Here is a 26,285-nt window from a genome sequence, read left to right on the forward strand (position 1 = left end):
GTCCGGCCGAAGACACCCGCCGTACGCCGTGGGGAGTAGGCGGGCGGACGGTCAGGAGACCGTGGCGGCCGGCGGGGTCCACCGCCGGGTGCGGGGCACCGTGCCCGGGACGCCGTAGTCCTTCCTGAGGTGTTCGGGGATGGCGTAGTGCATGACGCGGCCACGGGTGAGGGAGGACAGCTCGAAGACGGCGGTGAGGTGGCCGAGCCGGTCCAGTGCCCACGCGCCCAGCGGGGAGCGGTCCTCGATGGTCTCCAGGACGCCGAGGAGGTGCGGTACGGCCTTGACGACGGTGTCCCACGGGGTGCGCGGCACCTCCAGCCAGTCCGCGCAGGTGTCGCCGACCAGGTGGCGGACGAGGGCCGAGACGATCGGGTCGAAGAAGGTGCCGGGGACGACCTCCTCGTAGAGCTCGATGAGCTGCAGGGTCAGCCGGGCGCCCTCCTCGGAGGGACCCATGTACCGGATCATGTACAGGTCGAGGAAGGCGCGGGCCTCGTCGAGGGTCTTGGGCACGGCCTCCTGGTCGACGCCGAGCATGGCGCCGACCACCCGCCACGCGTAGTAGTACGCCTCCGCGCCCTCCGTGGACAGATGGATGCCCAGCCGGTGCAGGCTGTCGAGGACCAGCAGCGAGAAGAACATCTGCCCGCCGATCATGTCCTCCTGGCAGATCGGCGTCCCCAGCGCCTCGGTGTCCCAGCGGTTCTCGCGCTTGAGGTGGTGCCGGATGGAGGCGTGCAGCAGACGCACCTTCTGGGCGGCGGGGACGAAGCGGCCACCGGCCTCGAAGGCGTCGGGCTGCATCAGATAGACGGTGAACTGGCCGGTCTCCGCCATGCGCTTGGAGGGGTAGCTGAGCCCGTGCGTGGCCGACAGCAGCTTCGCCACGCGCGGGACCACGTAACAGGCGGGCATGGAGGCGAAGGAGAGCGCGGTCGCGATGTGCACGTTGTTGTCGATGAAGAACAGCCGGGCCTTCTCCATCTCGCCCCAGTCCACCCACGACGGCGGGACCCGGGTGGCCTCCAGATACTCCCGTGCGACGTCGGGCAGCCCGTCCGGCAGGGGAGCGCCGGCGGTGGAGACGTAGCGCATCAAGGTGTTGAACGTGCCCACCTCCCCGCGCTCGAAGAGTGCGGCGACCGTGGCGTCGGCGAGTTCGTCACCGGCGTGCCGGAGGGCGTCCAACGACGCCTCGGTGTGGGTCACGGCAGGGCTCCTTGTCTTCGCGGGTCTCTCGCGGGTCTCTTCGTGGGTGCCGTCCGTGCGCGTCCGTGCCACCGGGCGGGCGTCAGGACAGGCGGACCGCCGCCGAGTGGGCCAGAGTGGTCAGGGCACCGGCGGCGGGGGCCGGCACGTCCAGTGCGTGGAGGGCATCGAGTGCTTCCGTGACCCGCGCGCCGATCATGTGCTCGATCCGGTCGGGCGCCCCGAGCCGGCACATCACCTCGCGGACCGCGTCCAGGCCCTCCGCACCCAGATCGCGTCTGCCGAGCAACGCGCCGAGCCGCTCCCGGTCCTCTTCACGGGCGAGCCGCCAGGTCTCCGCGAGCAGCGCGGTGGGCCGGTGGCCGCGTACATCGTCGGCGTTGGCCTTGCCGGTGTGCTCCGGCTTTCCGAACAGGCCGAGCAGGTCGTCGCGCAGCTGGAACGCCTCGCCCAGCGGCAGCCCGTACGCGGAGTACCCCTCCCGAAGCCCCTCGGCCGCCCCGGCCAGGGCGCCGCCGATCAACAGGGGCTGCTCGACGGTGTACTTGGCGGTCTTGTAGCGGATCACCTTCAGCGAGGCCGTGGTGTCCGGGCCGGTCCCGGTGCGAAGGATCTCCAGGCACTCGCCCGCGATCAGATCCCGGGCCAGCAGCGACCACAGGGGGCGGGCCCGGGAGACATAGGCGGCGGGCAGACCGCAGGTCGCGAACAGCTGCCCGGCCAGCGACATCAGCAGATCGCCCACGAGCATCGCCAGCGACCGCGCGGTGCCGTCGGCGCACGGATGTGCCGGTACGGCGCTACGCAGGGCGATGTGTGCCGTGGGGCGCCCGTGCCGCAGCGGGCTGTCGTCGATGAGGTCGTCGTGCACGACGGCGGCGGCGTGCACCAGCTCCATGGAGGCCGCCGCCCGCACCAGTGCGTCGCTGTCCGGCTGTCCCACCCCACGCCAGCCCCAGTAGCAGAACGCCGCCCGCAGCCGTTTGCCGTCCGCGACCGCCGCCTCCAGCTGTTCGGCCACCGGGGCCAGGAGCGGATCGACCGCCGCGAACAGGTCGGCCTCCTGGGCGACGAACCGGCGCAGTACCTCGTCGACGCGGTTCTTGAAGGCGCCCGGATCCCACCGGTCAGTCATCGCCGACGGTCCGCCGGACGAGGGCGTGCCGGGCGAGGATCTCCAGATGGGCCGGGGGCACGGTCGCGTACCGGTCCAGGACCAGGCGTCCGCGCGCGGTGAGGTCGTGCTCGGCCTCCGCCGCAAGCGCTCCGGTGTCCGAGCGGCGCAGCAGCCCCCGGACCGTGCCGACGGCGGTGCCCAGGGTGCTCACCGCCAGATCGGCCAGCCCCGCCGCCAGCAGCACGGCCTGCTCGTCCAGGCCGCGTCGTCCTGTCTCACGTGTCACGCGCTCTCCCCACCCACGGCACACAGGGGCGCCGCCTACCGGCCGCCTCTTCGAGGATCGCGGCACGACGGGCGCGGGCATGCGGAAACTCACGATCGGGTGAACGACTTGCCGGGTGGTGCGGATCGCCGTGCCGCGCTTCCGCTTCCGCCGGCCGCCCCCAGCGTGCCGCGCGCTCCCGCCCGCGTGCCGCGTACGCCGGATTTCCGGCCGTCGCCCGTCCCCGCCCCGCGCACCCCCTCCCCGCGTCCCGCGCACTCCCTCCCCGCGCACCGCGCCCCGTCCCTGTCCGCGCACCGCTCGGAGTCCGTGGGTGAGCGGTGGGTGAGCACCCTGCGGGGAAGTCGGGGAAGTACAGGAGTACCGCGTGGTGCGCTTGACACGAAAATCGAACATCCATTCTTATGGAGGCTCCGGCGGGGTTCTCGACGGGGACTCCAGCGGCAGTTCGGCATGGTTTCGGCGGAGAAGTCCCTGGGTTATCCACAGGTCGGACCGGCGTCGGGGCGCATTGTCAGTGGCAGGCGTTAGCGTCTTTGACGTGAAGCGATCGACTCAAGCAAACCGGGTGGAACCCATGGCAGGTACCGACCGCGAGAAGGCTCTCGAAGCCGCTCTCGCACAGATTGAACGGCAGTTCGGCAAGGGCGCGGTCATGCGCATGGGCGACCGGACGAAGGAGCCCATCGAGGTCATCTCGACCGGGTCGACCGCGCTCGACGTCGCCCTGGGCGTCGGTGGCCTGCCGCGCGGCAGGGTCGTGGAGATCTACGGACCGGAGTCCTCCGGTAAGACGACCCTGACCCTGCACGCCGTGGCCAACGCGCAGAAGGCCGGCGGCCAGGTCGCGTTCGTGGACGCGGAGCACGCCCTCGACCCCGAGTACGCGCAGAAGCTCGGCGTCGACATCGACAACCTGATCCTCTCCCAGCCCGACAACGGCGAGCAGGCCCTCGAGATCGTGGACATGCTGGTCCGCTCCGGCGCCCTCGACCTCATCGTCATCGACTCCGTCGCCGCGCTCGTCCCGCGCGCGGAGATCGAGGGCGAGATGGGCGACAGCCACGTCGGTCTCCAGGCCCGCCTGATGAGCCAGGCGCTGCGGAAGATCACCAGCGCGCTCAACCAGTCCAAGACCACCGCGATCTTCATCAACCAGCTCCGCGAGAAGATCGGCGTGATGTTCGGCTCGCCGGAGACCACGACCGGTGGCCGCGCGCTGAAGTTCTACGCCTCGGTGCGACTCGACATCCGCCGCATCGAGACCCTGAAGGACGGCACGGACGCGGTCGGCAACCGCACCCGCGTCAAGGTCGTCAAGAACAAGGTCGCGCCGCCCTTCAAGCAGGCCGAGTTCGACATCCTCTACGGCCACGGCATCAGCCGCGAGGGCGGCCTGATCGACATGGGCGTGGAGAACGGCTTCGTCCGCAAGGCCGGCGCCTGGTACACGTACGAGGGCGACCAGCTCGGCCAGGGCAAGGAGAACGCGCGCAACTTCCTCAAGGACAACCCCGACCTGGCCGACGAGATCGAGAAGAAGATCAAGGAGAAGCTGGGCGTCGGTGTCCGTCCGGAGGAGCCCGCCGCCGAGCCGGGCGCGGACGCGGCGGTCGTCACGGCGGCCACGGGCGACCCGGCGAAGACGGTGCCCGCTCCGGCCGCCGCCAAGGTCACCAAGCCCAAGGCCGCCACCGCCAAGAGCTGACGCCGTGACACGACGAACCGACTGGGCCGACTACGAGTACATGTCCCCCGGTGCCCCACGGGGGAGGGGCACCGGGGACGGTACCGGGCCCTACGGCACGGGCGGCGACGGGTATGGGGGCGAGGGCGAGGGACACCCGGTGGCACGCCGGCACCGGGACGGGGGTGCGACACGGGGGAGTGATGGCTCATACGGGCGTGACGGCTCGTACGAGGACGACGGCCCGCCCGACTCGTACAGCGCGTACGAGGACGGCACGCACGACGGCCCGGCCGGGCCCCGGGGACACGGATCACCCGGCCGTGGCTCGCGGCGGCCCGGGACGCGCCGTCGGCGTGGCTCCGGGGAGCCGTCAGGTGAGGACGGAGGTTCCTCCTCCTCGTCGAGGGCCGAGCAGGGGGAGCCTCCGGCGGACCCGGCTGAGCGGGCGCGGGCGATCTGTCTGCGCCTGCTCACCGGGACCCCGCGCACCCGGAAACAGCTCGCGGACGCTCTGCGCAAGCGGGAGATCCCGGACGACGTCGCCGAGGAGGTGCTGTCGCGGTTCGAGGAGGTCGGGCTGATCAACGACAGCGCGTTCGCGGACGCGTGGGTGGAGTCCCGGCACCACGGCCGGGGGCTGGCCCGGCGCGCGCTCGCCCAGGAACTGCGGACCAAGGGCGTCGACTCGGCGATCGTCGACGAGGCCGTGGCCCAGCTCGACTCCGAGCAGGAGGAGGAGACGGCCCGCGAACTCGTCGCCCGCAAGCTCCGCTCCACCCGGGGCCTCGACCGGGACAAGCGCATCCGCCGCCTCGCCGGCATGCTCGCCCGCAAGGGATACCCCGAGGGCATGGCCCTCAGGGTCGTCCGGCGAGCCCTGGAGGAGGAGGGCGAGGACACGGATTTCCTTGAGAGCGGGGACTTCTGACGGCCTGGCAGGCCTGACGGGCGGTCAGTTCGAAGACGGCACCGGCCTGTCGGGGTGGTGGGGTTAACCCCCTCCCAGGACACCGGGCCACCGCAGTGCCCGAGGACCCATGTGTGAACAACCGTGTACGCCATGATGCTGCGTTACGCCCTCAGAACCATCCGCGCCCGCAAGGCCGGGTTCCTCGGCGCCTTCCTCGCCCTGCTGTGCGCGGCGGCGCTGATCTCCGCCTGCGGCACCCTCCTCGACACCGGTCTGCGCGGCACGATCCGCACCGAGCGCTACGCGGCGACCCCCATCGTGGTCTCCGGCGACCAGTACGTCCACCGGACCACCGTCAAGCACAAGCACGGCAAGACCAAGGTCAAGCACAAGGCGAAACCCATCGCCGAGCGCGCCTGGCTGCCCGCGAACCTGGAAGTCCGGCTCGCCCACACGCCCGGCGTCGCCCGGGTCGTGCCCGAACTGACCTTCCTCGCCCAGCCGCTGACCCCGGCCGGCACCGGCGGCCGTACCGCCTACGGACACGCCTGGGAGTCAGCCCCGCTCACCCCGTACCGGCTGGTCACCGGCACCGCCCCGAAGGCCGCCACCGACCTGGTCGTCGACCGCGACCTCGCCGCACGCGCCCGGCTGCGCCCCGGCGACACACTCACCGTGCAGTCGACGCAGGCCCCGCGCGCCTACCGGATCACCGGAATCGCCGCCCCGGCCACCGAAGTACGCCACCAGACGTCCCTCTTCTTCTCCACCGCCGAGGCCCACCGGCTGGCCGCCCACCCCGGGCAGGTCACCGCGTTCGGCGTGCTGCCCGCCCACGGCACCGACCCGGGCCGGCTGAAGCGGGCCGTGACACGGGCACTGCGCGGCACCACCGCCCAGGTCTCCGCCGGGGACGCCCGTGGCCCCGTCGAGTTCTTGGACGCGGCCGCCGCCAGGGTCCGGCTGGTCAGCATGGGCGGTGCCATGGGCGGCACCGCGCTGCTCGTGGCGATCCTGGTGGTCGTCGGCACCTTCGCGCTCACCGTCCAGCAGCGCCACCGCGAACTCGCCCTGTTGCGGGCCATCGCCGCCACCCCCGGCCAGATCCGTCGGCTGCTCGGCCGCGAGGCACTGATCGTCGGCGCCGTCGCCGGCACCGTAGGCGCGCTCCTGGGGCTTCCGCTCGGCGTCTGGCTGCACACCAGGTTCGTCGCCCTGGGCGCCGTACCGGCCACGCTTCAGCACACCACCGGTGTCTTCCCGCCGTTCGCCGCGCTCGTCGCGACCCTGATCGGCGCCTGGGCCGCCGCCCGTATCGCCTCCCGGCGCATCACCCGGATCCGGCCGACCGAGGCGCTGGCCGAGTCCCGGACCGAGCCCGCCCGGCCCGCCCGGGGGCGGATCGCCGCCGGTCTGCTGCTGCTCGCCGGCGGAGTCGTGCTCGTCGTCCTGCTCACCTCCCTGCGCACCGAACCCGCATCGACTCCCGTCGCCTTCCTCGCTGTCGTGGTCCTCTCCACCTCCGTCGCCCTGCTCGGCCCGCTGCTGGTCAAGGCGGCCGCCCTGCTGCTCGCCGGACCGCTGCGGCTCACCGGTCACGGCGGTCGGCTCGCCACCGCCAACCTGCGCGGCAACGCCGCCCGGATGGCCTCCGTCGTCACCCCTCTCACCCTGCTCGTCGGAATGACCTGCACCGTGCTGTTCGTCCAGTCCACCCTCGGCGACGCCGCCCGAGCCCAGGCCCGCGCAGGGGTCACCGCCGACTGGGTCGTCGCCGCCCGGGGACCGGGGGTCCCGGCCGAAGCCGCACAGCGGTTGCGTACCCACCACGACGCCGTCACCGAAGTGGTCCGTACGACCGTCCGCGTCGGACTCGACAAGTACCCGGCCCAGGGCGTCACCCCCGAGGGCCTCACCCGCACCTGGGACCCCGAGGTCACTGCGGGCTCCCTCGCCCGCCTCACCGACCGCACCGTCGCCGTCAGTGAACTGGCCGCCGAACAGCACCACTTGGCGCCAGGCAGCACCCTGAGACTCACCCTCGGCGACGGCACGCCCGCCACGCTCACCGTCGCCGCCGTCTACGCCCGGGGTCTGGGCTTCGGCGATCTCACCTTCGCCCACGACCTCGTCTCGCACCACGTGGACAACCCACTCGCCTCCTCTGTCCTCGTCAGCACAGCCCATACACAAACACAACTCGCGACTACGCTCCGTGAGTTCCCGGGTCTGCGGATTCTTTCGTCGGCCGCCGCCGATTCCCTCCAAGCCGACCGTCAACAGGACAACGCCGAGGTCAACTACCTGGCCATGGGGCTGGTCCTGGCCTTCACCGCCATCGCCGTCGTCAACACGCTCGCCATGTCGGTCGCCGCACGTGTCCGCGAGTTCGCGCTGCTCAGGCTGGCCGGTGCCACTCGCCGTCAGGTGCTCCGGATGCTGCGGACCGAGGTGCTGTCCGTACTGGCATTGGCGACGGCCCTCGGCAGCGGCATCGCGCTCGCCGTACTGACCGCGTTCAGCGTGGGCATGACGGGCCGGGCCGCACCGACGGTCACGCCGTTGCTGTACGTGACCGTCGTCGCGACCGCCGCGCTGCTCGCGCTGGTGGCCGCTGCCCTTCCCGGCCGGGTGGCGCTGCGGGTGCCGGCGGTGACGGTGGCGACGGCGAAGGACTAGAGATCGCCGTCGTCGTCAGGGTGTGACCGGTAGGCCCGCTGCCTTCCAGGCCTGGAAGCCGCCGATCAGGTCTGTCGCGCGGTGCAGGCCCAGCTGGTGCAGGGAGGCGGCGGCCAGGCTGGAGGCGTAGCCCTCGTTGCAGATCACGACTATCCGGAGGTCGTGGCCGGTGGCCTCGGGGGCCTTGTGGCTGCCCTGGGGGTCCAGGCGCCACTCCAGCTCGTTGCGCTCTATGACGAGGGCGCCGGGGATCACCCCGTCCCGCTCGCGCAGCGCCGCGTACCGGATGTCGACCAGCAGGGCGTCTCCGGTCCGCGCCGCCTCGTACGCCTCGTGCGCTGCCACGCGCCGGTAGCCGGTCCGTACCCGCTCCAGCAACTCGTCGATGCCCACGGGAGGGTGTCCGGAGCCGCTCACTGCCAGTCCTCCGGGCGTTCGACCTGCTCCAGGCGGAGCACCGGTCCGCTGCGGCTGTAGCGGCGGATCCGCGGCAGCGGCGGGTAGTAGGCGTGGACGGAGACGGCATGGTGCTCGGTGGACTCGTTGAGCACCTCGTGGACGTGGTCGCGGCCGAAGGAGCGGCCCTTTCCGGCGGGCAGCCGACGCTCTCGGTCGACGTCCTCGGAGAGCTCCAGGGTCTTCCAGCCGTCGGTGGGCAGCCGGGTGGCGAGCGAGTACTCCTTCAGCTCACCGGTGGCGGTGAGGAAGGCGCCGACCGACTCGGCGTGGTCGTGCCAGCCGGTGCCGGAGCCGGGCGGCCAGCCGATCAGCCAGGCCTCGCTGCCGCCGGGACCGTCGAGCCGTACCCAGGTGCGGCCCTCCGGGTCGAGCGGGAGCGAGGAGATCAGCGCGGTGTCGGCGGCCGTACGCCGGACGAAGTCGAGGAGGTCCGCCTGGGTGGGCGCGGAGGCGGACGGAGAGGCGGGGGAGGACGGGGTGGAGAGAGAAGCAGACACGTGCACCGTTCCTGATGAAGATTCGCCGAAGGGGGCGCAGACGGCGCCCCGGGAGAAGGAGGAGAAGAAGCGAATTCAGCAGGACGGAAGACACACGCAGCCCGCGTAGCGGACCAGGTCAACATGGACCTTCCGCCACAGGCGCACAGTGGTGTCGTTCACGTTGCGGAGTACACCACGCCGGTGCGGGCGGGTCAACTCACCGTCAGAATGTGGACCGCGCGATCACCGCGCGCCGGAACCGGCCTGTGCCTTCGCCTCCGCTTCCGTCTTCTCCGGGTCCTTGCCGCCCAGCGTCGCCTCGGCGGCCGCGTACAGATCGGCCGGGCGGACACCGTTGAGGGCGGTGACCAGATGGCCGTCGGGGCGCACGAGCAACACGGAGTGCGCCGGTGCGCCCGGGTAGGCCTCGGCGACCAGCAGCTCGGCGGGGTGCGGCAGCGCGGTCACGGCCGCGGCGAGCCGGGGCATGATCCCGGCGGAGACCCAGTGCTTGCGGTCCCACACGCCCGTACCAGGCGCGATGAGGACGACGAGCAGCGCACCGCGGCCGAGCCGCGAGCGAAGCTGTACGAAGGTGCCGTCCTCCGCGGTGACCCGGACGTCGGTGACCGGCGCCCCCGGCGGGGTGTCGACCGGGATCTCGTGTTCCAGGTGCCGGGGTGCGAGCGGCGAGTCGGCGTACGCCCCCGGCGCGCCGAGCGGGCCGTGCCCCAGGTGACCGTCGGTGAGGAGCGCGTCGTGGCCCCGGGCCGTGCCGAGCACGATCCCGCGCAGCCCGCCACCGCCGCGCAGCACCGGCAGCACCTGGTCGGCGGCGCGCAGCCGGGCGGCGACCACCGCCCGGCGCTCGGTCTGGTAGCTGTCCAGCAGCGACTCGTGCGGGCCGTGGTGCCAGGCCGGGGCCAGCTTCCAGGCGAGGTTGTCCACGTCCCGCAGGCCCTCCTCCAGCCCGTGCGTACCGAACGCGCCGAGGAGATGCGCCGCGTCCCCGGCGACGAACACCCGGCCCACCCGCCACCGGCGGGCGAGACGGTGGTGGACGGTGTGCACCCCGGTGTCGAGCAGGTCGTACGGCGGTGTGGTGCCGTCCGTCCAGCCCGCGAGGGTCTCACGGATCCGGTTCACCAGGAGCTCGGGGGTGACCAGGTCCTTGCCGGGCGGCAGCAGCCAGTCCAGGCGCCAGGCGCCGTCCGGGAGGGGGCGGGCGGTCACCTCCCCGGCCGAGGGCCCGGACATCCGCCACGGCGGTGTCCGATGGAGCAACGCCTGACCGGGCCACGGAAGTTCCGTGCGCAGCGCGGCGACCGCGTGCCGCTCCACCGCCGTACGGCCCGGGAAGCGGATGTCCAGGAGCTTGCGCACGGTCGAGCGGGGGCCGTCGCAGCCCACCAGATAACTGCCGCGCCACCAGGTGCCCTTGGGGCCGCGGGTGTGCGCGGTGACACCGGAGCGCTCCTGTTCCACCGTGTCCAGCCGGCTGTCCGTGGCGACCTTGACCAGCGGCTGGTCGGTGATCGCGGCGCGCAGGGCGTTGGTGAGTGTGTGCTGGGCGATGTGCAGCGGGGACGGTTCGCCGGCGTCGTCGAAGACGACCTCGCGCATCACCTGCTTGCGGCGCATCGAGCGCCAGCCGGTCCAGCGGGTGCCCAGCTCGTCGAGCGGGGCACCGGACAGCCGTGCCAGCAGGGCGGCGGTGTCCTCGCGCAGCATCACCGTGCGCGCCGGACGCGGCTCGTCCTTGCCCGGGCCCTCGTCCAGGACGACGGACGGCACCTCCTGACGCGCCAGCGCCAGGGCGAGCGTAAGCCCGACGGGCCCCGCTCCGACGATGATCACCGGGTCCACGGCGCGGCGCCCCCTGCCCGTACGCAAGTCCCGACGGAGACGGATGAACAGGTTGGTGGAGCAGGGTGCACGATCACAGAACGTATGCAACAGACTGGGCGCCACCCGGTCAAGCGGCGCACCCGGGGACACGTCAGCATGGCGGGCGCGCGGGCCCCGGAACCCGGGTGAAAAAGGGGGAGGCAGCGGCCGGGCAGCCGCTGCCTCAGTGTCTGTCACCCGGGTTGACTCGGCGTCAGGGGTTGGCGCCGCCCGCCCCCGCGGCGAAGGTGCCGGCGACCTCGCCCGCGTTGATGTCCTCGATGTCGGGGCCGAGGATCGCGCCCGTGCCGCGCTTGCTGCGCCGCAACCTACGTTCCAGCCAGGAGGCGAAGGTGGTGAGGATGAGGTTCAGGACGATGAAGATGACCCCCACGACGATGAAGCTCGGGATGACGTTGGCGTAGTTGGCGGCCAGGGTGCCGCGGGCGTTGAGCAGATCGGTGAACTGGAGCATCACACCACCCAGCGCGGTGTCCTTCACGATCACCACGAGCTGGCTGACGATGGCCGGCAGCATCACGGTGACCGCCTGCGGCAGCAGGATGCCGGTCATGGTCTGCCCCTTGCGCAGACCGATCGCGTACGCCGCCTCCGTCTGCCCCTTGGGCAGGGCCAGGACACCGGCCCGTACGACCTCGGCGAGCACCGAGGCGTTGTAGAGCACCAGGCCGGTGACGACCGCGTACAGCGGCCGTTCGTCGCTGCCGACGTCGGTGGAGCGGACGTAGAACTCCATGGCGAACAGCATCAGCAGCAGGACCGGGATCGCGCGGAAGAACTCCACGACGGCGCCGGCCGGGATGCGTATCCACGCGTGGTCGGACATCCGGGCTATGCCGAAGAGCGCGCCCAGCGGAAGGGCGATGACCATGGCGAGCGCCGCGGCCTTGAGGGTGTTGCCGAGGCCGGGCAGCAGATACGTGGTCCACGCCTCGGAGGTGGTGAACGGCTGCCACAGGGCCCATTTCAGCTGGCCCTTGTCGTCCATCTTCTGCCAGACCCACCAGAGCAGGAGGGCGAGCAGCAGGACGAAGACGACGGAGAGGAGGACGTTGCGCCGCTTGGCCCTGGGCCCGGGGGCGTCGTACAGAACCGAGCTCATCGCTTCACCGCCAGGCGCTTGGCGAGCCAGCCGAGGAACAGGCCGGTCGGGAGGGTCAGGACCACGAAGCCGAAGGCGAAGACCGCGCCGATGGGCACCGTCTGGGCCTCGTTCTCGATCATCGTCTTCATCAGGGCGGCGGCCTCGACGACGCTGATCGCGGCGGCCACGGTGGTGTTCTTGGTCAGGGCGATCAGGACGTTGGCCAGCGGGTTGATCACCGCGCGGAAGGCCTGCGGCAGCACGATCAGCCGCAGGGTCTGTGAGAAGTTCAGCCCGATCGCGCGGGCCGCCTCGGCCTGTCCGACGGGCACGGTGTTGATGCCGGAGCGGATCGCCTCGCAGACGAAGGCCGCGGTGTAGGCGCTGAGACCGAGCACGGCCAGCCGGAAGCCCTGGACCTTGAAGTCGTGGGCGCCCAGGGTGACGCCGAAGATGTCGGCGAGACCGAGCGAGGTGAAGATGATGATGACCGTCAGGGGGATGTTCCGGACGATGTTGACGTAGGCCGTGCCGAACCCGCGCATCAGCGGGACCGGGCTGACCCGCATCGCGGCCAGCAGGGTGCCCCAGACAAGGGAGCCCACGGCGGAGAAGACGGTCAGTTTCACCGTCGTCCAGAACGCCCCTAGGACGTCGTAGCCTTGAAGAAAGTCGAACACGATTTCCCGCGCTTCCGGGTGTGTGGCGTAGGTGAAGGGCATGGCGCGCCGCCGCCAGGGGAAGCGGTGGCGGCGGCGCGCCCGAGGAACCGTGCGACCTGCCGGATCCCTGCGTCGACTCAGTTCCGCGGGGCGCGCGGAACCGTGCCTTACTTGACGATCACGCCGATCTTCGGGGCGGGCTCGTTCTTGTACTGGGCCGGGCCGAAGTTGGCGTCGACCGCCTTCTGCCAGGAGCCGTCGCTGACCATCTTCTCCAGCGCCTTGTTGATCTTGTCGAGGGTCGCGGAGTCGCCCTTCTTGACGCCGACGCCGTAGTTCTCGTTGCTCAGCTTCAGGCCCGCGAGCTTGAACTGGCCCTTGTACTTGTCCTGTGCGGCGAAGCCCGCGAGGATCGAGTCGTCCGTGGTCACGGCGTCGACGGAGCCGCTCTGCAGGCCGGCGATGCACTCCGAGTAGGTGCTGACCTCCTTGAGGTTGGCCTTCGGGGCGATCGTCTTCTGGACGTTCTGCGCCGAGGTCGAACCGGTCACGGAACACAGGTTCTTGCCGTTGAGGTCGGTGCCCTTGGCGATGGTCGAGGCCTTCTTGACCAGCAGGTCCTGGTGGGCCAGCAGGTACGGGCCGGCGAAGTCCACCTTCTGCTTGCGCTCGTCGGTGATCGAGTAGGTGGCCGCGATGAACTTCACGTCACCGCGCGCGAGGGCGTTCTCGCGGTCGGCGCTCTTGGTCTGCACGAACTCGATCTGGTTCGGCTTGTAACCGAGCTGTCCGGCGACGTACGTCGCCACGTCCACGTCGAAGCCCGAGAAGGAGCCGTCGGGCTCCTGGAGGCCCAGACCGGGCTGGTCGTACTTGATGCCGATCTTGATCTTGCCGCCGCCCGACGAACCGCTGTCGCCGTCCTTGTCGCTGCCGCCACACGCCGTGGCGGACAGGGCGAGCGCGAGCACGGCGGCCGAGGCGGCGGTGACCTTGCGGAGCTGCATGATGAACATCCCTCGTTTTGGTGAAGACGTCTGGGAAAGGAAGCGGGTCCTGCTACGCCTCAGTGGTGCAGGATCTTCGACAGGAAGTCCTTGGCCCGGTCGCTGCGCGGGTTGCTGAAGAACTGGTCGGGCGTGGCCTGTTCGACGATCCGGCCGTCGGCCATGAAGACCACCCGGTTCGCGGCCGACCGTGCGAAGCCCATCTCGTGGGTGACGACGATCATCGTCATGCCGTCCCGGGCCAGCTGCTGCATGACCTCAAGGACCTCGTTGATCATCTCGGGGTCGAGGGCCGAGGTCGGCTCGTCGAAGAGCATGACCTTCGGGTCCATCGCCAGCGCCCGCGCGATCGCCACGCGCTGCTGCTGGCCGCCGGAGAGCTGTGCGGGGTACTTGTCGGCCTGGGTGCCCACACCGACCCGGTCGAGCAGGGCGCGGGCCTTCTCCTCGGCCTGCTTCCTGCCCGCCCTGCGGACCTTCACCTGACCGAGCATCACATTTTCGAGCACCGTCTTGTGCGCGAAGAGATTGAAGGACTGGAAAACCATGCCGACGTCGGCGCGCAGCCGGGCCAGCTCCTTGCCCTCCTGGGGCAGCGCCTTGCCGTCGATCGTGATCGTTCCGGAGTCGATGGTCTCCAGACGGTTGACGGTGCGGCACAGGGTCGACTTACCGGACCCGGAGGGCCCGATCACCACGACGACCTCGCCGCGGGCGATCGTCAGGTCGATGTCCTGGAGCACGTGCAACGCGCCGAAGTGCTTGTTGACGCTCTTCAGGACGACCAGTTCGCCGGTCGCGGCCACATCTTCCTTGGCCACCGATACTTCGGTCATCGCTATCGGGCTCCGTCCTCCTCGGTTGCGGAGGAATGTAGTTACCGCGCATGACCAGCGTCATTACATCTGAGGGAGATCTGAGCATCACGATCCGATAGCATTCGGGCACATGTCGTAGCAGCTGTGGCCTGTGCGCGTATCGGCCGGGTAACGGAACCCGCGCGCCGCCGAAACCCACTTGACGCCGTCGTCGTCCATCAGCGTGACTGCCATCGTGCACGCGCGCGTGCACGCGTTTTCTACAAGGCACAGGTTCTCCGCGGGCAAGCGGAGAACGAACCAGGACGATACGACCGCTGAACCGGAGGGGGCCGGGATGAGACTGCTGCTCGTCGAGGACGACAACCACGTCGCCGCCGCACTCTCCGCGGTCCTGGCCCGGCACGGGTTCTCCGTCACGCACGCCCGCAGCGGCGAGGAGGCCCTCCAGGCGCTCGTCCCCGAGGGCGACGGCTACGACGTCGTCCTGCTCGACCTCGGACTGCCCGACCAGGACGGCTACGAGGTCTGCGGCAAGATCCGCAAACGCACCAGCACCCCGGTCATCATGGTCACCGCCCGCGCCGACGTCCGTTCCCGGATCCACGGCCTCAACCTGGGCGCCGACGACTACGTGGTGAAGCCGTACGACACCGGGGAACTGCTCGCCCGGATCCACGCCGTCAGCCGGCGCACCCACCACGAGGACGGCCCGGCCGGCGGCGACGACGCGCTCCGGCTCGGCCCCGTCCGCATCGAACTGCCCACCCGCCAGGTCAGTGTGGACGGCACGGTCGTCCAGCTCACCCGCAAGGAGTTCGACCTGCTGGCGCTGCTCGCCCAGCGGCCCGGTGTGGTCTTCCGCCGGGAACAGATCATCAGCGAGGTCTGGCGTACCAGCTGGGAGGGGACCGGACGCACCCTGGAGGTGCATGTCGCCTCCCTGCGCGCGAAGCTGCGCATGCCCGCGCTCATCGAGACCGTACGCGGCGTGGGTTACCGGCTCGTCGCCCCGGCCGCGTAGCGGGGACGGGTGCGCACACGTCTCCTCCCGCTGCTCATCGTCCTGCTGGCGGCCGTCCTGCTCGCGCTCGGCATCCCCCTCGCCGCCAGCGTGGCCGCCGCCCAGCAGCAGAAGGTCGTCGTGGACCGGATCGACGACACCGCGCGGTTCGCGGCCCTCGCCCAGTTCGTCACCGACGCGTCCACCACGTCACGCCCCATGGGGACCGACGAGCGCCAGGAGACGCTCCGCCGCGAACTCGCCAGCTACTACGGCGTCTACGGCATCCGCGCGGGTGTCTTCTACCGCAACGCGTCCTCCATGGCCAACGCGCCCGACGACTGGGTCCTGCCGAAGACGGGCGAGGTACGCGAGGCCTACGACGAGGCGCTGCTCAGCCGGCGCAGCCATGACCCGCGGCAGGTGTGGCCCTGGCAGCGCACCCGGCTAGTGGTGGCCTCGCCGGTGATCCGTGACGGTGACGTGGTCGCCGTGGTGGTCACCGACTCGCCCACCGGGCCGATGCGTTCACGGACCCTGCGCGGCTGGCTGTTCATCGGCGCCGGCGAGATCGCCGCGACGCTGCTCGCCATCGGCGCGGCGCTGCGGCTGACCGGATGGGTGCTGCGGCCCGTACGGGTGCTCGACGCCACCACCCACGAGATCACCAGCGGCCGGCTCAAGTCCCGGGTCGCTGCGGCCGGCGGTCCGCCGGAACTCAGACGGCTGGTCCGGGCGTTCAACGAGATGGCGGACAACGTCGAGGACGTGCTGGAGCAGCAGCGGGCGTTCGTCGCCGACGCCTCCCACCAGCTGCGCAACCCGCTGGCCGCGCTGCTGCTGCGCATCGAACTGCTCGCCCTCGAACTCCCCGAGGACAACGAGGAGATCGCCTCGGTCCGCACCGAGGGCAAGCGGCTCGCCCAGGTCCTGGACGACCTGCTCGACCTCGCGCTGGCCGAGCACGCCGAGGCGGACCTGATGCTGACGGACGTCGGACGGCTGGCGGCGGAGCGGGTCGCCGCGTGGGCGCCGGCCGCGGCGGCGAAGGGGGTCCGGCTGAGCGGGGAGTGCCCGGCGACCACCGGGTGGGCCGACCCGATCACGCTGTCCAGCGCGCTGGACGCGGTGATCGACAACGCGGTGAAGTTCACGCCGGAGGGAGGCGTGGTGGAGGTGACCGTGACTGCCGACGGTGACGTGTCGACGATCGTGGTGACCGACACGGGGCCGGGGTTGACGGATGAGGAACTCGCACGCGTGGGGGACCGGTTCTGGCGGAGCGGGCGGCATCAGAACGTGAAGGGGTCGGGGCTGGGGCTGTCGATCACGCGGGCGTTGCTGGCGACGGGCGGGGGTTCGCTGTCGTACGAGCACGGTGAGCCGCGGGGGCTGCGGGTGACCGTGTCGGTGCCGCGGAGTCGGTGAGAGACGGGTGGGTGCGGTTGTGGATCGGGTGCGGGCCGGTGGGGGCTGGTCGCGCCCACGCGGCGGTAGCCGCATGTCCAATACAGCCCCGCGCCCCTTTCAGGGCCGCTGCCGCTGAGGCCTGTCGGAAAGGCGCCGTCCCCAAGGGGCGTTCCCTTTCGCGGTCCTTCAGGGCTTCACCGAGCGGTAGTAGCGTCGTGCGCCCTCCTGCAAGGGCAGGGGGTCCGTGTAGATCGCTGTGCGTAGGTCCACCAGTTGGGCCGAGTGGACGTGGGCACCGATGTCGTCGCGGCTCTTGATGACCGTGCGGGTCACCCACTCGGTGAGGCGTGGGTCCATGTCCTTGCGGGTCATGAGGAGGTTGGAGACCGCGATCGTCGCCACCGTCGTGCCCTGCTGCACCGACGGGTACGCCGACTCGGGCATGTTGGTCGCCCGGTAGTAGAGCGCGGCCTCGCCTTCGGAGTGCAGCTTGTTGACGAGGCTGTCGTCTATCGGCACGAACGTGAAGCGGAACTTCTTCGCGAGGTCCAGCAGTCCCTTGGTGGGCAGCCCGCCCGACCAGAAGAACGCGTCGATCTTGCCCTGCCGCAGCTGGTCCGGGCCGGTGTCGATGCCTTCTGCCACCGGGGTGACGTCCTTCGCGGGGTCGATTCCGGCGGCCCTGAGCACCCGGTTGGCGATCAGCCGCACACCCGAGTTGGGCAGTCCTATCGCCACCCGCTTGTGCCGCAGCTGCGCGATGCCGGTGATGCCCGAGTCGCGCCCCACGACGAGCTGGACGTAGTCGTCGTAGAGCCGCGCCACCCCGCGCATCCGGTCGGCGCCCCGGCCGTCGTTCAGTCGGTAGGTCTCCACCGCGTCGGCCGCCGCGATGGTGAAGTCGGCCTGGCCGGTCGCCACCCGCCGCACGTTCTCGTACGACCCCGCGCTCTGGACCAGTTTCACCTTCAGGCCCGGCATGTCCCGACTCAGCTCGGTGCGCAGCCGCTCGCCGTACTCCTGGTAGACCCCGCGCAGCGTGCCGGTGCTGAAGGTGATCGTCCCGGTCGGCGGCTTCTCGCCCAGCGGCAGCAGCCACCACAGCAGCAGGCCGAACGCGACGAAGCCGGCGGCCGAGCCCTGGAGCGCGCGGCGCCTGCCGATACGGGGGAACACCTTTGACATGCGCGCGATCCTGCCAGCCGGTCCCGCTCCTGACCAGGGCCGGCCCAGGACGGCGGACCGGGAGTGTCAGTGGCGGCGGCTAGAGTCGTTCGCATGACCAGCTCCTCGCCCGCCCGCCTCGTCCGGGAGTTCCACCACGCCTTCGGCCTGGACGCCCGCACCACGCCGACCGAGGTGTCTCCCGAGCTGGCCGCACACCGGGGGGAGTTGCTCGCCGAGGAGGCCGCGGAGGTCGCCGAGGTGGCGGTCGACGGGCCCCTGGACCGACTCGCGCACGAACTGGCGGACGTGGTCTACGTGGCGTACGGCACCGCGCTGGTGCACGGCATCGACCTCGACGCGGTGATCGCCGAGATCCACCGGTCCAACATGAGCAAGCTGGGGCCCGACGGGCAGGTCGCCCGCCGGGCCGACGGAAAGGTGCTGAAGGGCGAGCACTACCGGGCGCCGGACGTCTCGGCCGAACTGCGCCGCCAGGGCTGGATACCGGGCGACGCGGACTGACCCGGGCTCAGAGTGTGCCGCCCGCCGTCTTGCACTCGCGGTGTCGACGGTGACCTTGCCGTCGCCGGTGATCTGGAGAGGGCAGGCCAGGTCGAGGTCGACCACGACGGGGACCGGGCCGACCCGGAGGACGGGATCGGCGTGCAGCTTGGCCAAGGGGACGCGCAGCGGAGTGGCCGTGTCGGCCGCGCCCCTGCCCCTGACCGCCGGGGGCGAGTCCCAGTCGCCGGACACACCGGTGTGGGCGGAGCCGGACGCGTTGCCGGTGCCCGCCCCGCCGTAGGGGAAGTCGACCCGCGGAAGGTCAGCCCTGCTGCGCGGCCGCCCGGCGCTGCCGCTTGCTGAGGGGAGCCTGGGAGAGGTCCTCAGCCTTGGACCGGAGGTTCTTGTGGCCGTAGCCGCGCTCGCCGAGCCACGCCCTGGCCGCCTCCTCGGCGCGTTCGGTGGCCTCCAGGATGTCCTCCTCTTCCTCCCCGGTGTCCAGGAAACGGAAGGTGAAGGCGGCCCGTGCGGCGATGTCGTAACTCAGATGGCCCTCGGGGGTGAAGGCCGCGCGCAGCACATCGTGGTCGGCGGCCCGGGACAGCAGTTCGGCGCGCTGCTCGGCGCTGAGGCCGTCGAAGACACCGCGGACGGTGACGCGGAAGGTGCGGGTGGTCATTCCGCGACCCTAGGCAGGTCACGGCGCGCCGTTCCAGCGGATTTACGGCACCCTGCCGGCCCCCTGGCCTAGCGGGAGGTTCCGGCGGCCTGCCCCTCAGCCGCCGACCTGGCCGAGCCGCAGGTTCCAGCGGCCGGGGCCGCCGGTGACCTCCGTCGCGGCCAGCGGCGGGACGTCCACGCGCCAGAACGCCGTCTCGGGCGCTCCGAGCGCGTGCAGCGCCACGGCCCGAACCACCTCCGGCTCCACCACCGCGATCGTCCGGCCGGTCGTGCGGCCCGTCGCCGCCAGCCACTCGGTGACCCGCGCGCAGAACTCCCGTACCGATTCGCCTCCGTGCGGCGCGGCTCCCGGCTCGGACAGCCACTGGACCAGCGCCTCGGGCTCGGCGGCGCTGACCTCCTCCAGCGTCCGGCCCCGCCAGCGGCCCGCGTCCAGGCCCGCCAGGCCGGGCTCCGCCGAGGCGTCCAGGCCCAGCGCGGCCGCCGTCTCACGGCAGCGCACGCTGGGGGAGCTGACCGCCCGGCCGACGGGCAGCGACAGCGCCACCGCCTCCGGGTTCTCGATGGAGTCGCCGTCGTCGAAGCGGGCCCGCCGCAGCGAGGGGGTGATCGCCGGGGCTATCAGGATGACTCGGCAGGTCACGGGGCGGTTCCTCCTGGGGCGTCCATCGGGTACGGGGGCCGGACGCGCACGACAGTACGCCGTCCGGCGCCCGGCGTACCGGCCGCGCCACCGCGCCCTGACCCCCGATCAGGAGCCGGCGATGTTCGCACCGATACCGCTGACTTCGGCGTCACCGGCCGGAGCGCAGTGCCCGGGACAGGCCCAGGGCCGCTGTGCGTACCGCTGGGGCCAGTTGCGCGGGGCGGAAACGGTCGCACGGTACCGCCACCGAGAGGGCCGCCACCGCCGTGGGGCCGGCGAAGACGGGGGCCGCGATGCAGCTGACGCCGGGTGCGGCCTCTTCCTCCTCGTAGGCCAGCCCCGCGACCTGGGCCTGCTCGACAGCCGTGCGCAGCCGGTCGGGGTCGGTGAGGGAGTGCGGGGTGAGGCGGGGGAGCGGCCCGGCGAGCACCTCCTCGACCAGGTCGGGGCCCGAGAACGCCAGCAGTGCCTTGCCGACCCCCGTGCAGGTCAGCGGGAGCCGGCCGCCGATGCGGGACGGCAGCCGCAGCACGTCGTGGCCGTGGATGCGCTCGACGTAGACCACCTCGTGGCCCTCGCGCACGCCCAGGTGCACGGTCTCGTGCGTGGCCTCGAAGAGGTCCTGGAGGAACGGCAGTGCCGCCTCGCGGAGATCGTGCCGGCGCGGCACCAGCGAGCCCAGTTCGAAGAGGGCGCCGCCGAGCCGGTAGGTCTCCCCGTCCCGTTCCAGCAGACCGAGCCGGACCAGTTCGGCGCAGAGCCGGAACACCGTGGTCTTGGGCAGCCCGGACCGCTCGGTCAGTTCCGTCAGGCGGAACGTGCCGCCGTCCGGGCGATAGCAGTCCAGGACCACCACCGCCTTGTGGAGCATGTTCCCCTGACCGCTGTTCCGTGTCACGGAACATATTTTGCCAGGTCTCCCGACGCCCGCCTATACCTGTCGGCATGAGCCCCGACCTCGTGACCAAGGTGGCCGACGTCCTCGACGAGGCCACCCGCACCGGCACCCCCTGCGCCCCCGTCCGCGCCCTCCTCCCCGAGGGCGACATCGAGACCGCCTACGAGGTGCAGCGGCGGTACGTCGAGCGGGGCATCGCCGCCGGCCGCCGCCTCGTGGGCCGCAAGATCGGGCTGACCTCGCCCGCCGTGCAGCGTCAACTCGGGGTCGGGCAGCCCGACTTCGGTGCGCTGTTCGCGGACATGGCGGTCAGCGAGGGGGAGCCGATCGCGCCCGGTCGGCTGCTCCAGCCCAAGGTGGAGGCCGAGGTCGCCCTGGTGCTGGGCGCGGATCTCCCTCATCGCGAGCCGACCGTCGCCGACCTGTTGCGGGCGACCTCCTTCGCACTGCCCGCGCTGGAGATCGTGGACAGCCGGATCGCCGACTGGGACATCACCATCGTCGACACCGTCGCCGACAACGCCTCCTGCGGACTGTTCGTCCTCGGCGGTACCCCGGTCCCGCTGGACCGGGTCGACCTCCGGGGCGTCCGGATGACCCTGGCCAGGAACGGCGAGACCGTCTCGCGGGGCACCGGCGCCGACTGCCTGGGCAGCCCGCTCACCGCCGCCCGCTGGCTGGCCGCCACCCTGGCCGGTCTTGGCGACCCGCTGCGGGCCGGGGACATCGTCCTGACCGGCGCGCTCGGCCCGATGGCGGCCGCCGCCGCGGGCGACGAGTTCACCGCGCACATCGAGGGTCTCGGCACGGTCGAGGCCGCGTTCGCCACGGAAGGGGCCGGCGCATGACCACGAAGGCCGCCGTCATCGGGTCCGGGAACATCGGCACCGACCTGATGATCAAGATCCTCCGGCTCTCCGAGACCCTGGAGATCGCCGCCATGGCCGGGATCGACCCGGACTCCGAGGGCCTGGCCCGGGCCCGCCGCCTCAAGGTGGCCACGACCCACGAGGGGGTGGCGGGGCTGGTCGCCCTCGACGCGTTCGAGGACGTGTCGATCGTCTTCGACGCCACCTCCGCCGGCGCCCACCGCCGCCACGACGAGGTACTGCGCGCGCTCGGCCGTACGGTCGTCGACCTCACCCCGGCCGCGCTCGGCCCGTACGTCGTCCCGCCCGTGAACGGCGACGCCCATCTGGACGCCCCGAACGTCAACATGGTCACCTGCGGCGGCCAGGCCACCATCCCGATCGTCGCCGCCGTGCACGCGGTCACCCCGGTCCACTATGGCGAGATCGTCGCCTCCATCTCCTCCCGCTCCGCCGGTCCCGGCACCCGGGCCAACATCGACGAGTTCACGGAGACCACGGCCTCCGCCGTCGAGAAGGTCGGCGGCGCGGCCCGCGGCAAGGCGATCATCGTGCTCAACCCGGCCGAACCGCCGCTGATCATGCGGGACACCGTGCACTGCCTGGTCGGCGACTGCGACGACGCGGCGGTGACGGCCTCGGTGCAGGAGATGGTCGCCCGCGTGCAGGCGTACGTCCCCGGCTACCGCCTCAAGCAGAAGGTGCAGTTCGAGCGGGTGGCCGCCGACGACCCGCTGCGCACCCTGGCGCCCGGCGACGCCGTGAAGGTGTCCGTCTTCCTGGAGGTGGAGGGCGCCGCCCACTACCTGCCCGCCTACGCCGGCAACCTCGACATCATGACCTCGGCCGCACTGCGCACCGCCGAGCGCATCGCCGCCCGCCCCCACTCTCGGCTTCGCTCGAGCGGGGGGACCCCCATCGCCCCGGAGGTGGCGTCCCGATGACCCGTCTGTACGTCCAGGACGTCACCCTGCGGGACGGCATGCACGCCGTCCGCCACCGCTACACCGTCGACCAGGCCCGCACCATCGCCGGCGCCCTCGACGCGGCCGGGGTCCGCGCGATCGAGGTCGCGCACGGCGACGGCCTGTCCGGCTCCAGCGTCACCTACGGCGTGGGCGCGCACACCGACTGGGAGTGGATCGAGGCGGTCGTGGGCGCCGTCCGCCAGGCGATCCCGACCACCCTGCTGCTGCCGGGCATCGGTACGGTCCACGACCTCAGGCGGGCCCACTCGCTGGGCATCCGCTCGGTCCGGGTGGCCACCCACTGCACCGAGGCCGACATCTCGGCGCAGCACATCGCCGCCGCCCGGGAGCTGGGTATGGACGTGGCGGGCTTCCTGATGATGTCCCACCTCGCCGAGCCCGCCGAACTAGCCCGCCAGGCGAAGCTGATGGAGTCGTACGGCGCGCACTGCGTGTACGTCACCGACTCCGGCGGCCGGCTGACCATGGACGGCGTCCGGGACCGGGTGCGGGCCTACCGCGAGGTCCTGGACCCGGCGACGGAGCTGGGCATCCACGCCCACCACAACCTGGGCCTGGGGGTCGCCAACTCGGTCGTCGCCGTCGAGAACGGCGTCACCCGCGTCGACGCCTCCCTCGCCGGCCAGGGCGCCGGGGCGGGCAACTGCCCGCTGGAGGCCTTCGTCGCGGTCGCCGACCTGATGGGCTGGGAGCACGGCTGCGCGCTGTTCCCGCTGATGGACGCGGCCGACGACGTCGTACGACCGCTGCAGGACCGTGCGGTGCGGGTGGACCGCGAGACGCTCACCCTCGGCTACGCCGGTGTGTACTCCAGTTTCCTGCGGCACGCCGAGGCCGCCGCCCGCAGGCACGGGCTGGACACCCGGGCGATCCTGGTCGAGGTGGGCCGCCGCAAGCTGGTCGGCGGGCAGGAGGACATGATCACGGACATCGCCCTGGACCTCGCCGCACGCTGACCCACGGTGACGGGCGGCCTCGATGCACGCTGACCCACGGTGACGGGCGGCCTCGATGCACGCTGACCCACGGCGAGAGGCGGCCTCGATCTCCGGGCCGGCGGACGCGCCGCGAACGGCGGCCCCGTTGTCACTGCCGGCTGCCAGACTGGGCGGCGTGGACACTCGACGCCGGGAACTGGCCGCACGCTTCGTCGCATTGCACCGGGAGGGCTGCTTCCTGCTCCCCAACGCCTGGGACGCGGGAAGCGCCCGGGTCCTGGAGTCGGCCGGCTTCCCGGCCGTGGCCACCACCAGCGCGGGGGTGGCCTTCTCCCTGGGCCGCCCGGACCACGACTACGCAGACACCTCGTCCGGCGGCGACCGGGTCGACCGTACGACCATGATCCGCCGGATCGGCGAGATCGCCGCCGAGGTGCGGATCCCGGTCAGCGCGGACCTGGAGGACGGGTTCGGCGCGGCGCCCGACACCGTGGCCGAGACGATCTCGATGACCCTCGCGGCCGGAGCCGCCGGCGGCAACATCGAGGACTTCACCGGCGACCGCTCCCGGCCGCTCTACGACCCGGAGCATTCGGCGGACCGTATCCGTGCCGCCCGGGAGGCGGTCGACACGGCCGACGAGCCGTTCGTCCTGGTCGGCCGCACCGACGTGCTGCTGACCGGAGGACCGCTCGACGAGGCCGTCCGGCGGGCCAACGCGTATCTGGCGGCGGGCGCGGACTGCGCGTTCGTGCCGGGTGCGGCCGACGCCGGGACGATCGGCACACTGGTGCGCGAGATCGACGGCCCGCTGAACGTGGTGATGGGCCTGACCGGTAACGCCCTGTCCCTGGCCGACCTGCGCGACCTCGGGGTGCGCCGGGTCACGGTGGGCGGCAGCATCGCCCGGGCGATGTACGCGCGGCTGCTCGACGCGGCGAAGGAGCTGGCGGACCGGGGCACCTTCTCCTACGCCGAGCACCAGATCCCGCAGCCGGAACTGAACGAGCTCTTCCGGCACAAGCCCGAGGCGGGCTGAGCCGACCGGTCGGCTCAGCCGGTACGCATCTCTCAGGAACTCACCCGGCGTCGCGTTCCTGCCGCTGGCGTCGGTACGCGCCGACGAGGAACACCCAGATCTCGCTGACCGTGGGGAACGGCGCGATGGCGTGCCGGAGCCGCTTCAGCGGGACCTCGCCGGCGACCGCGATCGTGGCCGAGTGCAACAGCTCGCTGACCCCGGAGCCGACCATGGTCACCCCGAGCAGCACATCCCGGTCCACGTCCACGACCAGCCGGGCATGGCCGGTGTAGCCGTCGGCGTAGAGGTTGGCGCCCTGGGCGGCGTTGAAGTCGAGGTCGACCGTCTCGACGTGGTGCCCGGCGGCGGCCGCCTGCTCGGCGGTCAGGCCCACCGCGCCCGCCTCCGGGTCGGTGAAGAAGACCTGGGCGACGGCGTGCCGGTCGGCGGTGGTGGCGTGATCGCCCCAGTCCCCGTCGTCCAGCGGCCGCCCGGCGGCCCGGGCGCCGATGGCGTCCCCCGCCGTCCGCGCCTGGTACTTGCCCTGATGGGTGAGGAGCGCGCGGTGGTTGACGTCCCCGAGGCCGTACAGCCACTCGCCCTCGACCCCGTCGACCAGGCAGGTCGTGTCCACGTCCAGCCAGGAGCCGGGGGCCAGGCCCACGGTCTCCAGGCCGATGTCGTCGGTGCCGGGGGTCCGTCCGGTGGCGAACAGGACCTCGTCGGCTTCCAGCTCGCTCCCGTCGTCGAGCGTGACGGTCACCGGTCCGGCGGGGTCCGGGCGGCGCAGGGCGGTCACGTGGACGCCGGTCCGCACGTCCGCGCCCGCCTCGGTCAGCCCCTGGGCGACCAGCTCGCCGGCGAAGGCCTCCAAACGGGGGAGCAGCCGGCGCCGGGCGAGCAGGGTGACCTGTGACCCCAGCCCCTGCCACAGCGTGGCCATCTCCACGCCGACCCCGCCGCCGCCGACCACGATCAGCCGGGCGGGCACGGTGCTGGAGTCGGTGCCGTGCCGGTTCGTCCAGGGCCGGGCCTCTTCCATGCCGGGGATGCGGGGCAGTACCGGCCGGCTGCCGGTGGCGACGGCCACCGCGTGCCGGGCGACGAGGGTCTGCCGGGCGCCGTCGTCCCGGGTGACGGTGACCCGGCGCGGCCCGTCGAGCCGGCCGTGGCCGCGGAAGAGGTCGGCGCCGATGGACTTGACCCACAGCGCCTGCCCGCTGTCGTCCCAGTCGGTGACGTAACGGTTGCGGCGGGCGAAGACGGCATCGTTGTCGAGCCGGCCGGTGACGGCCTGCCGGGCGCCGTCCACGCGGCGGGCGTCGGCGACCGCGATGACCGGACGCAGCAGCGCCTTGCTGGGGACACAGGCCCAGTAGGAGCACTCGCCGCCGACGAGCTCCCGCTCCACGACGGCCACGGAGAGGCCGGCGGCCCGGGCCCGGTCGGCGACGTTCTGCCCGACCGGTCCGGCGCCCAGGACGATAAGGTCGTAAGTACCGTTTGTATCGGTTTGGTGCGGTGTGCTCATTGCTGCCTCACATGACGGTCGGTACCGGTCCGGGTGGTGGGGTCACCACCTCGGCGGCGGTGACTGCCTGTGCCGTACGAGTCATGTAACCGCGAGACGCGCGGAGTTGATCGCCCTACGCCCATACGCCTCACAAAGACCCGCCATAAGCGCAACCTCTGGCCGCCCGGCTCCCCCGACCGGCCCAGACGCGGCACGGAGGGGGCGGTGGCGGCCGGGACGGCACACCGGTCGGCGCGCTTATGGGGGCCATCGGATCCGCCGATGGCGGGACCGGAATCCGCGGCGGGACCGGGCGCTTGTGGACTCCCGTCACC

General features: G+C 72.0%; 26 protein-coding genes. 10 read left to right on the forward strand and 16 right to left on the reverse strand.

Annotation, left to right across the window (positions count from 1 at the left end; translation table 11 throughout):
- Positions 1–51 precede the first annotated feature (51 nt).
- From AB0D59_RS41740 to AB0D59_RS41750, 3 genes are all read right to left on the reverse strand, one after another.
- A complete protein-coding gene (locus tag AB0D59_RS41740; protein WP_362576503.1) occupies positions 52–1,212 on the reverse strand; it encodes an oxygenase MpaB family protein in 1,161 nt (386 codons plus the stop codon).
- A gap of 82 nt (positions 1,213–1,294) precedes the next feature.
- On the reverse strand, positions 1,295–2,347 hold the full coding sequence (locus tag AB0D59_RS41745) for a polyprenyl synthetase family protein (protein ID WP_362576504.1): 1,053 nt from the start codon (positions 2,345–2,347) through the stop codon (positions 1,295–1,297).
- Positions 2,340–2,615, reverse strand: a complete 276-nt coding sequence (locus tag AB0D59_RS41750) for a polyprenyl synthetase (protein WP_362576505.1) — start codon at positions 2,613–2,615, stop codon at positions 2,340–2,342. The genes AB0D59_RS41745 and AB0D59_RS41750 overlap by 8 nt, the downstream gene beginning before the upstream one ends.
- Positions 2,616–3,192: 577 nt before the next feature.
- On the opposite strand from AB0D59_RS41750, the gene recA reads away from it, so the two are divergent.
- From recA to AB0D59_RS41765, 3 genes are all read left to right on the forward strand, one after another.
- A complete protein-coding gene (gene recA, locus AB0D59_RS41755) occupies positions 3,193–4,323 on the forward strand; it encodes a recombinase RecA (protein ID WP_362576506.1) in 1,131 nt (376 codons plus the stop codon).
- Positions 4,324–4,327: 4 nt separating this feature from the next.
- Positions 4,328–5,233, forward strand: a complete 906-nt coding sequence (gene recX / locus AB0D59_RS41760; protein WP_362576507.1) for a recombination regulator RecX — start codon at positions 4,328–4,330, stop codon at positions 5,231–5,233.
- A gap of 132 nt (positions 5,234–5,365) precedes the next feature.
- The gene (locus AB0D59_RS41765) at positions 5,366–7,894 is read left to right on the forward strand and encodes an ABC transporter permease (RefSeq protein ID WP_362576508.1); all 2,529 of its coding nucleotides are present in this window, start codon (positions 5,366–5,368) and stop codon (positions 7,892–7,894) included.
- 15 nt (positions 7,895–7,909) lie between these two features.
- On the opposite strand, the gene AB0D59_RS41770 is transcribed toward AB0D59_RS41765, so the two are convergent.
- The 8 genes from AB0D59_RS41770 to AB0D59_RS41805 form a co-directional block, all read right to left on the reverse strand.
- Positions 7,910–8,311 carry a rhodanese-like domain-containing protein gene (locus AB0D59_RS41770; protein WP_362576509.1) on the reverse strand — a complete coding sequence of 134 codons (402 nt, stop codon included), beginning with the start codon at positions 8,309–8,311 and terminating at the stop codon, positions 7,910–7,912.
- Complete coding sequence (locus tag AB0D59_RS41775) at positions 8,308–8,856, reverse strand: cysteine dioxygenase (protein ID WP_362576510.1); 549 nt, start codon at positions 8,854–8,856, stop codon at positions 8,308–8,310. Before AB0D59_RS41775 ends, AB0D59_RS41770 begins: the two co-directional genes overlap by 4 nt.
- 69 nt (positions 8,857–8,925) lie before the next feature.
- Entirely contained in the window at positions 8,926–9,012 is an 87-nt protein-coding gene (locus AB0D59_RS41780) for a putative leader peptide (protein WP_350779852.1), read from the reverse strand.
- 63 nt (positions 9,013–9,075) lie between these two features.
- The gene (locus tag AB0D59_RS41785; RefSeq protein WP_362576511.1) at positions 9,076–10,698 is read right to left on the reverse strand and encodes an FAD-dependent monooxygenase; all 1,623 of its coding nucleotides are present in this window, start codon (positions 10,696–10,698) and stop codon (positions 9,076–9,078) included.
- 235 nt (positions 10,699–10,933) lie between these two features.
- Positions 10,934–11,842, reverse strand: a complete 909-nt coding sequence (locus AB0D59_RS41790; RefSeq protein ID WP_362576512.1) for an amino acid ABC transporter permease — start codon at positions 11,840–11,842, stop codon at positions 10,934–10,936.
- On the reverse strand, positions 11,839–12,504 hold the full coding sequence (locus tag AB0D59_RS41795) for an amino acid ABC transporter permease (RefSeq protein WP_362576560.1): 666 nt from the start codon (positions 12,502–12,504) through the stop codon (positions 11,839–11,841). The genes AB0D59_RS41790 and AB0D59_RS41795 overlap by 4 nt, the downstream gene beginning before the upstream one ends.
- A 149-nt stretch (positions 12,505–12,653) precedes the next feature.
- A complete protein-coding gene (locus tag AB0D59_RS41800; protein ID WP_362576513.1) occupies positions 12,654–13,493 on the reverse strand; it encodes a glutamate ABC transporter substrate-binding protein in 840 nt (279 codons plus the stop codon).
- A gap of 59 nt (positions 13,494–13,552) precedes the next feature.
- A complete protein-coding gene (locus tag AB0D59_RS41805; RefSeq protein ID WP_362576514.1) occupies positions 13,553–14,329 on the reverse strand; it encodes an amino acid ABC transporter ATP-binding protein in 777 nt (258 codons plus the stop codon).
- 319 nt (positions 14,330–14,648) lie between these two features.
- On the opposite strand from AB0D59_RS41805, the gene AB0D59_RS41810 reads away from it, so the two are divergent.
- Together AB0D59_RS41810 and AB0D59_RS41815 are read left to right on the forward strand one after the other, a co-directional pair.
- The gene (locus AB0D59_RS41810) at positions 14,649–15,335 is read left to right on the forward strand and encodes a response regulator transcription factor (RefSeq protein ID WP_362576515.1); all 687 of its coding nucleotides are present in this window, start codon (positions 14,649–14,651) and stop codon (positions 15,333–15,335) included.
- A 9-nt stretch (positions 15,336–15,344) separates the two neighbouring features.
- Complete coding sequence (locus AB0D59_RS41815; protein ID WP_362576516.1) at positions 15,345–16,742, forward strand: HAMP domain-containing sensor histidine kinase; 1,398 nt, start codon at positions 15,345–15,347, stop codon at positions 16,740–16,742.
- A gap of 168 nt (positions 16,743–16,910) precedes the next feature.
- On the opposite strand, the gene AB0D59_RS41820 is transcribed toward AB0D59_RS41815, so the two are convergent.
- Positions 16,911–17,909, reverse strand: a complete 999-nt coding sequence (locus AB0D59_RS41820; protein ID WP_362576517.1) for a TAXI family TRAP transporter solute-binding subunit — start codon at positions 17,907–17,909, stop codon at positions 16,911–16,913.
- Positions 17,910–18,002: 93 nt separating this feature from the next.
- On the opposite strand from AB0D59_RS41820, the gene AB0D59_RS41825 reads away from it, so the two are divergent.
- Positions 18,003–18,413, forward strand: coding sequence for a MazG nucleotide pyrophosphohydrolase domain-containing protein (locus AB0D59_RS41825; RefSeq protein WP_362576518.1), 411 nt, complete (start codon positions 18,003–18,005; stop codon positions 18,411–18,413).
- Positions 18,414–18,717: 304 nt separating this feature from the next.
- On the opposite strand, the gene AB0D59_RS41830 is transcribed toward AB0D59_RS41825, so the two are convergent.
- The 3 genes from AB0D59_RS41830 to AB0D59_RS41840 form a co-directional block, all read right to left on the reverse strand.
- Positions 18,718–19,074, reverse strand: coding sequence for a DUF6204 family protein (locus AB0D59_RS41830; protein WP_362576519.1), 357 nt, complete (start codon positions 19,072–19,074; stop codon positions 18,718–18,720).
- Positions 19,075–19,170: 96 nt separating this feature from the next.
- Positions 19,171–19,719 carry a histidine phosphatase family protein gene (locus AB0D59_RS41835; protein ID WP_362576520.1) on the reverse strand — a complete coding sequence of 183 codons (549 nt, stop codon included), beginning with the start codon at positions 19,717–19,719 and terminating at the stop codon, positions 19,171–19,173.
- A gap of 151 nt (positions 19,720–19,870) precedes the next feature.
- Positions 19,871–20,593 (reverse strand): IclR family transcriptional regulator, encoded by a 723-nt coding sequence (locus tag AB0D59_RS41840; protein ID WP_362576561.1) that lies wholly within the window; start codon positions 20,591–20,593, stop codon positions 19,871–19,873.
- Positions 20,594–20,667: 74 nt separating this feature from the next.
- Here AB0D59_RS41840 and AB0D59_RS41845 point away from each other — a divergent pair, with 74 nt between their 5' ends.
- From AB0D59_RS41845 to AB0D59_RS41860, 4 genes are all read left to right on the forward strand, one after another.
- A complete protein-coding gene (locus AB0D59_RS41845; protein WP_362576521.1) occupies positions 20,668–21,468 on the forward strand; it encodes a fumarylacetoacetate hydrolase family protein in 801 nt (266 codons plus the stop codon).
- Entirely contained in the window at positions 21,465–22,433 is a 969-nt protein-coding gene (locus tag AB0D59_RS41850; RefSeq protein ID WP_362576522.1) for an acetaldehyde dehydrogenase (acetylating), read from the forward strand. Before AB0D59_RS41845 ends, AB0D59_RS41850 begins: the two co-directional genes overlap by 4 nt.
- Complete coding sequence (gene dmpG, locus AB0D59_RS41855) at positions 22,430–23,434, forward strand: 4-hydroxy-2-oxovalerate aldolase (RefSeq protein WP_362576523.1); 1,005 nt, start codon at positions 22,430–22,432, stop codon at positions 23,432–23,434. Before AB0D59_RS41850 ends, dmpG begins: the two co-directional genes overlap by 4 nt.
- Positions 23,435–23,591: 157 nt before the next feature.
- Positions 23,592–24,455 (forward strand): isocitrate lyase/phosphoenolpyruvate mutase family protein, encoded by an 864-nt coding sequence (locus AB0D59_RS41860; protein WP_362576524.1) that lies wholly within the window; start codon positions 23,592–23,594, stop codon positions 24,453–24,455.
- Positions 24,456–24,495: 40 nt separating this feature from the next.
- Here the strand turns inward: AB0D59_RS41860 and AB0D59_RS41865 are convergent, their stop codons facing one another.
- On the reverse strand, positions 24,496–25,968 hold the full coding sequence (locus AB0D59_RS41865; RefSeq protein WP_362576525.1) for an NAD(P)/FAD-dependent oxidoreductase: 1,473 nt from the start codon (positions 25,966–25,968) through the stop codon (positions 24,496–24,498).
- Between the last annotated feature and the right edge of the window lie 317 nt (positions 25,969–26,285).

Origin of the sequence: Streptomyces sp. NPDC048417 (assembly GCF_040651615.1) — a bacterium.
Classification (GTDB): Bacteria; Actinomycetota; Actinomycetes; order Streptomycetales; family Streptomycetaceae; genus Streptomyces.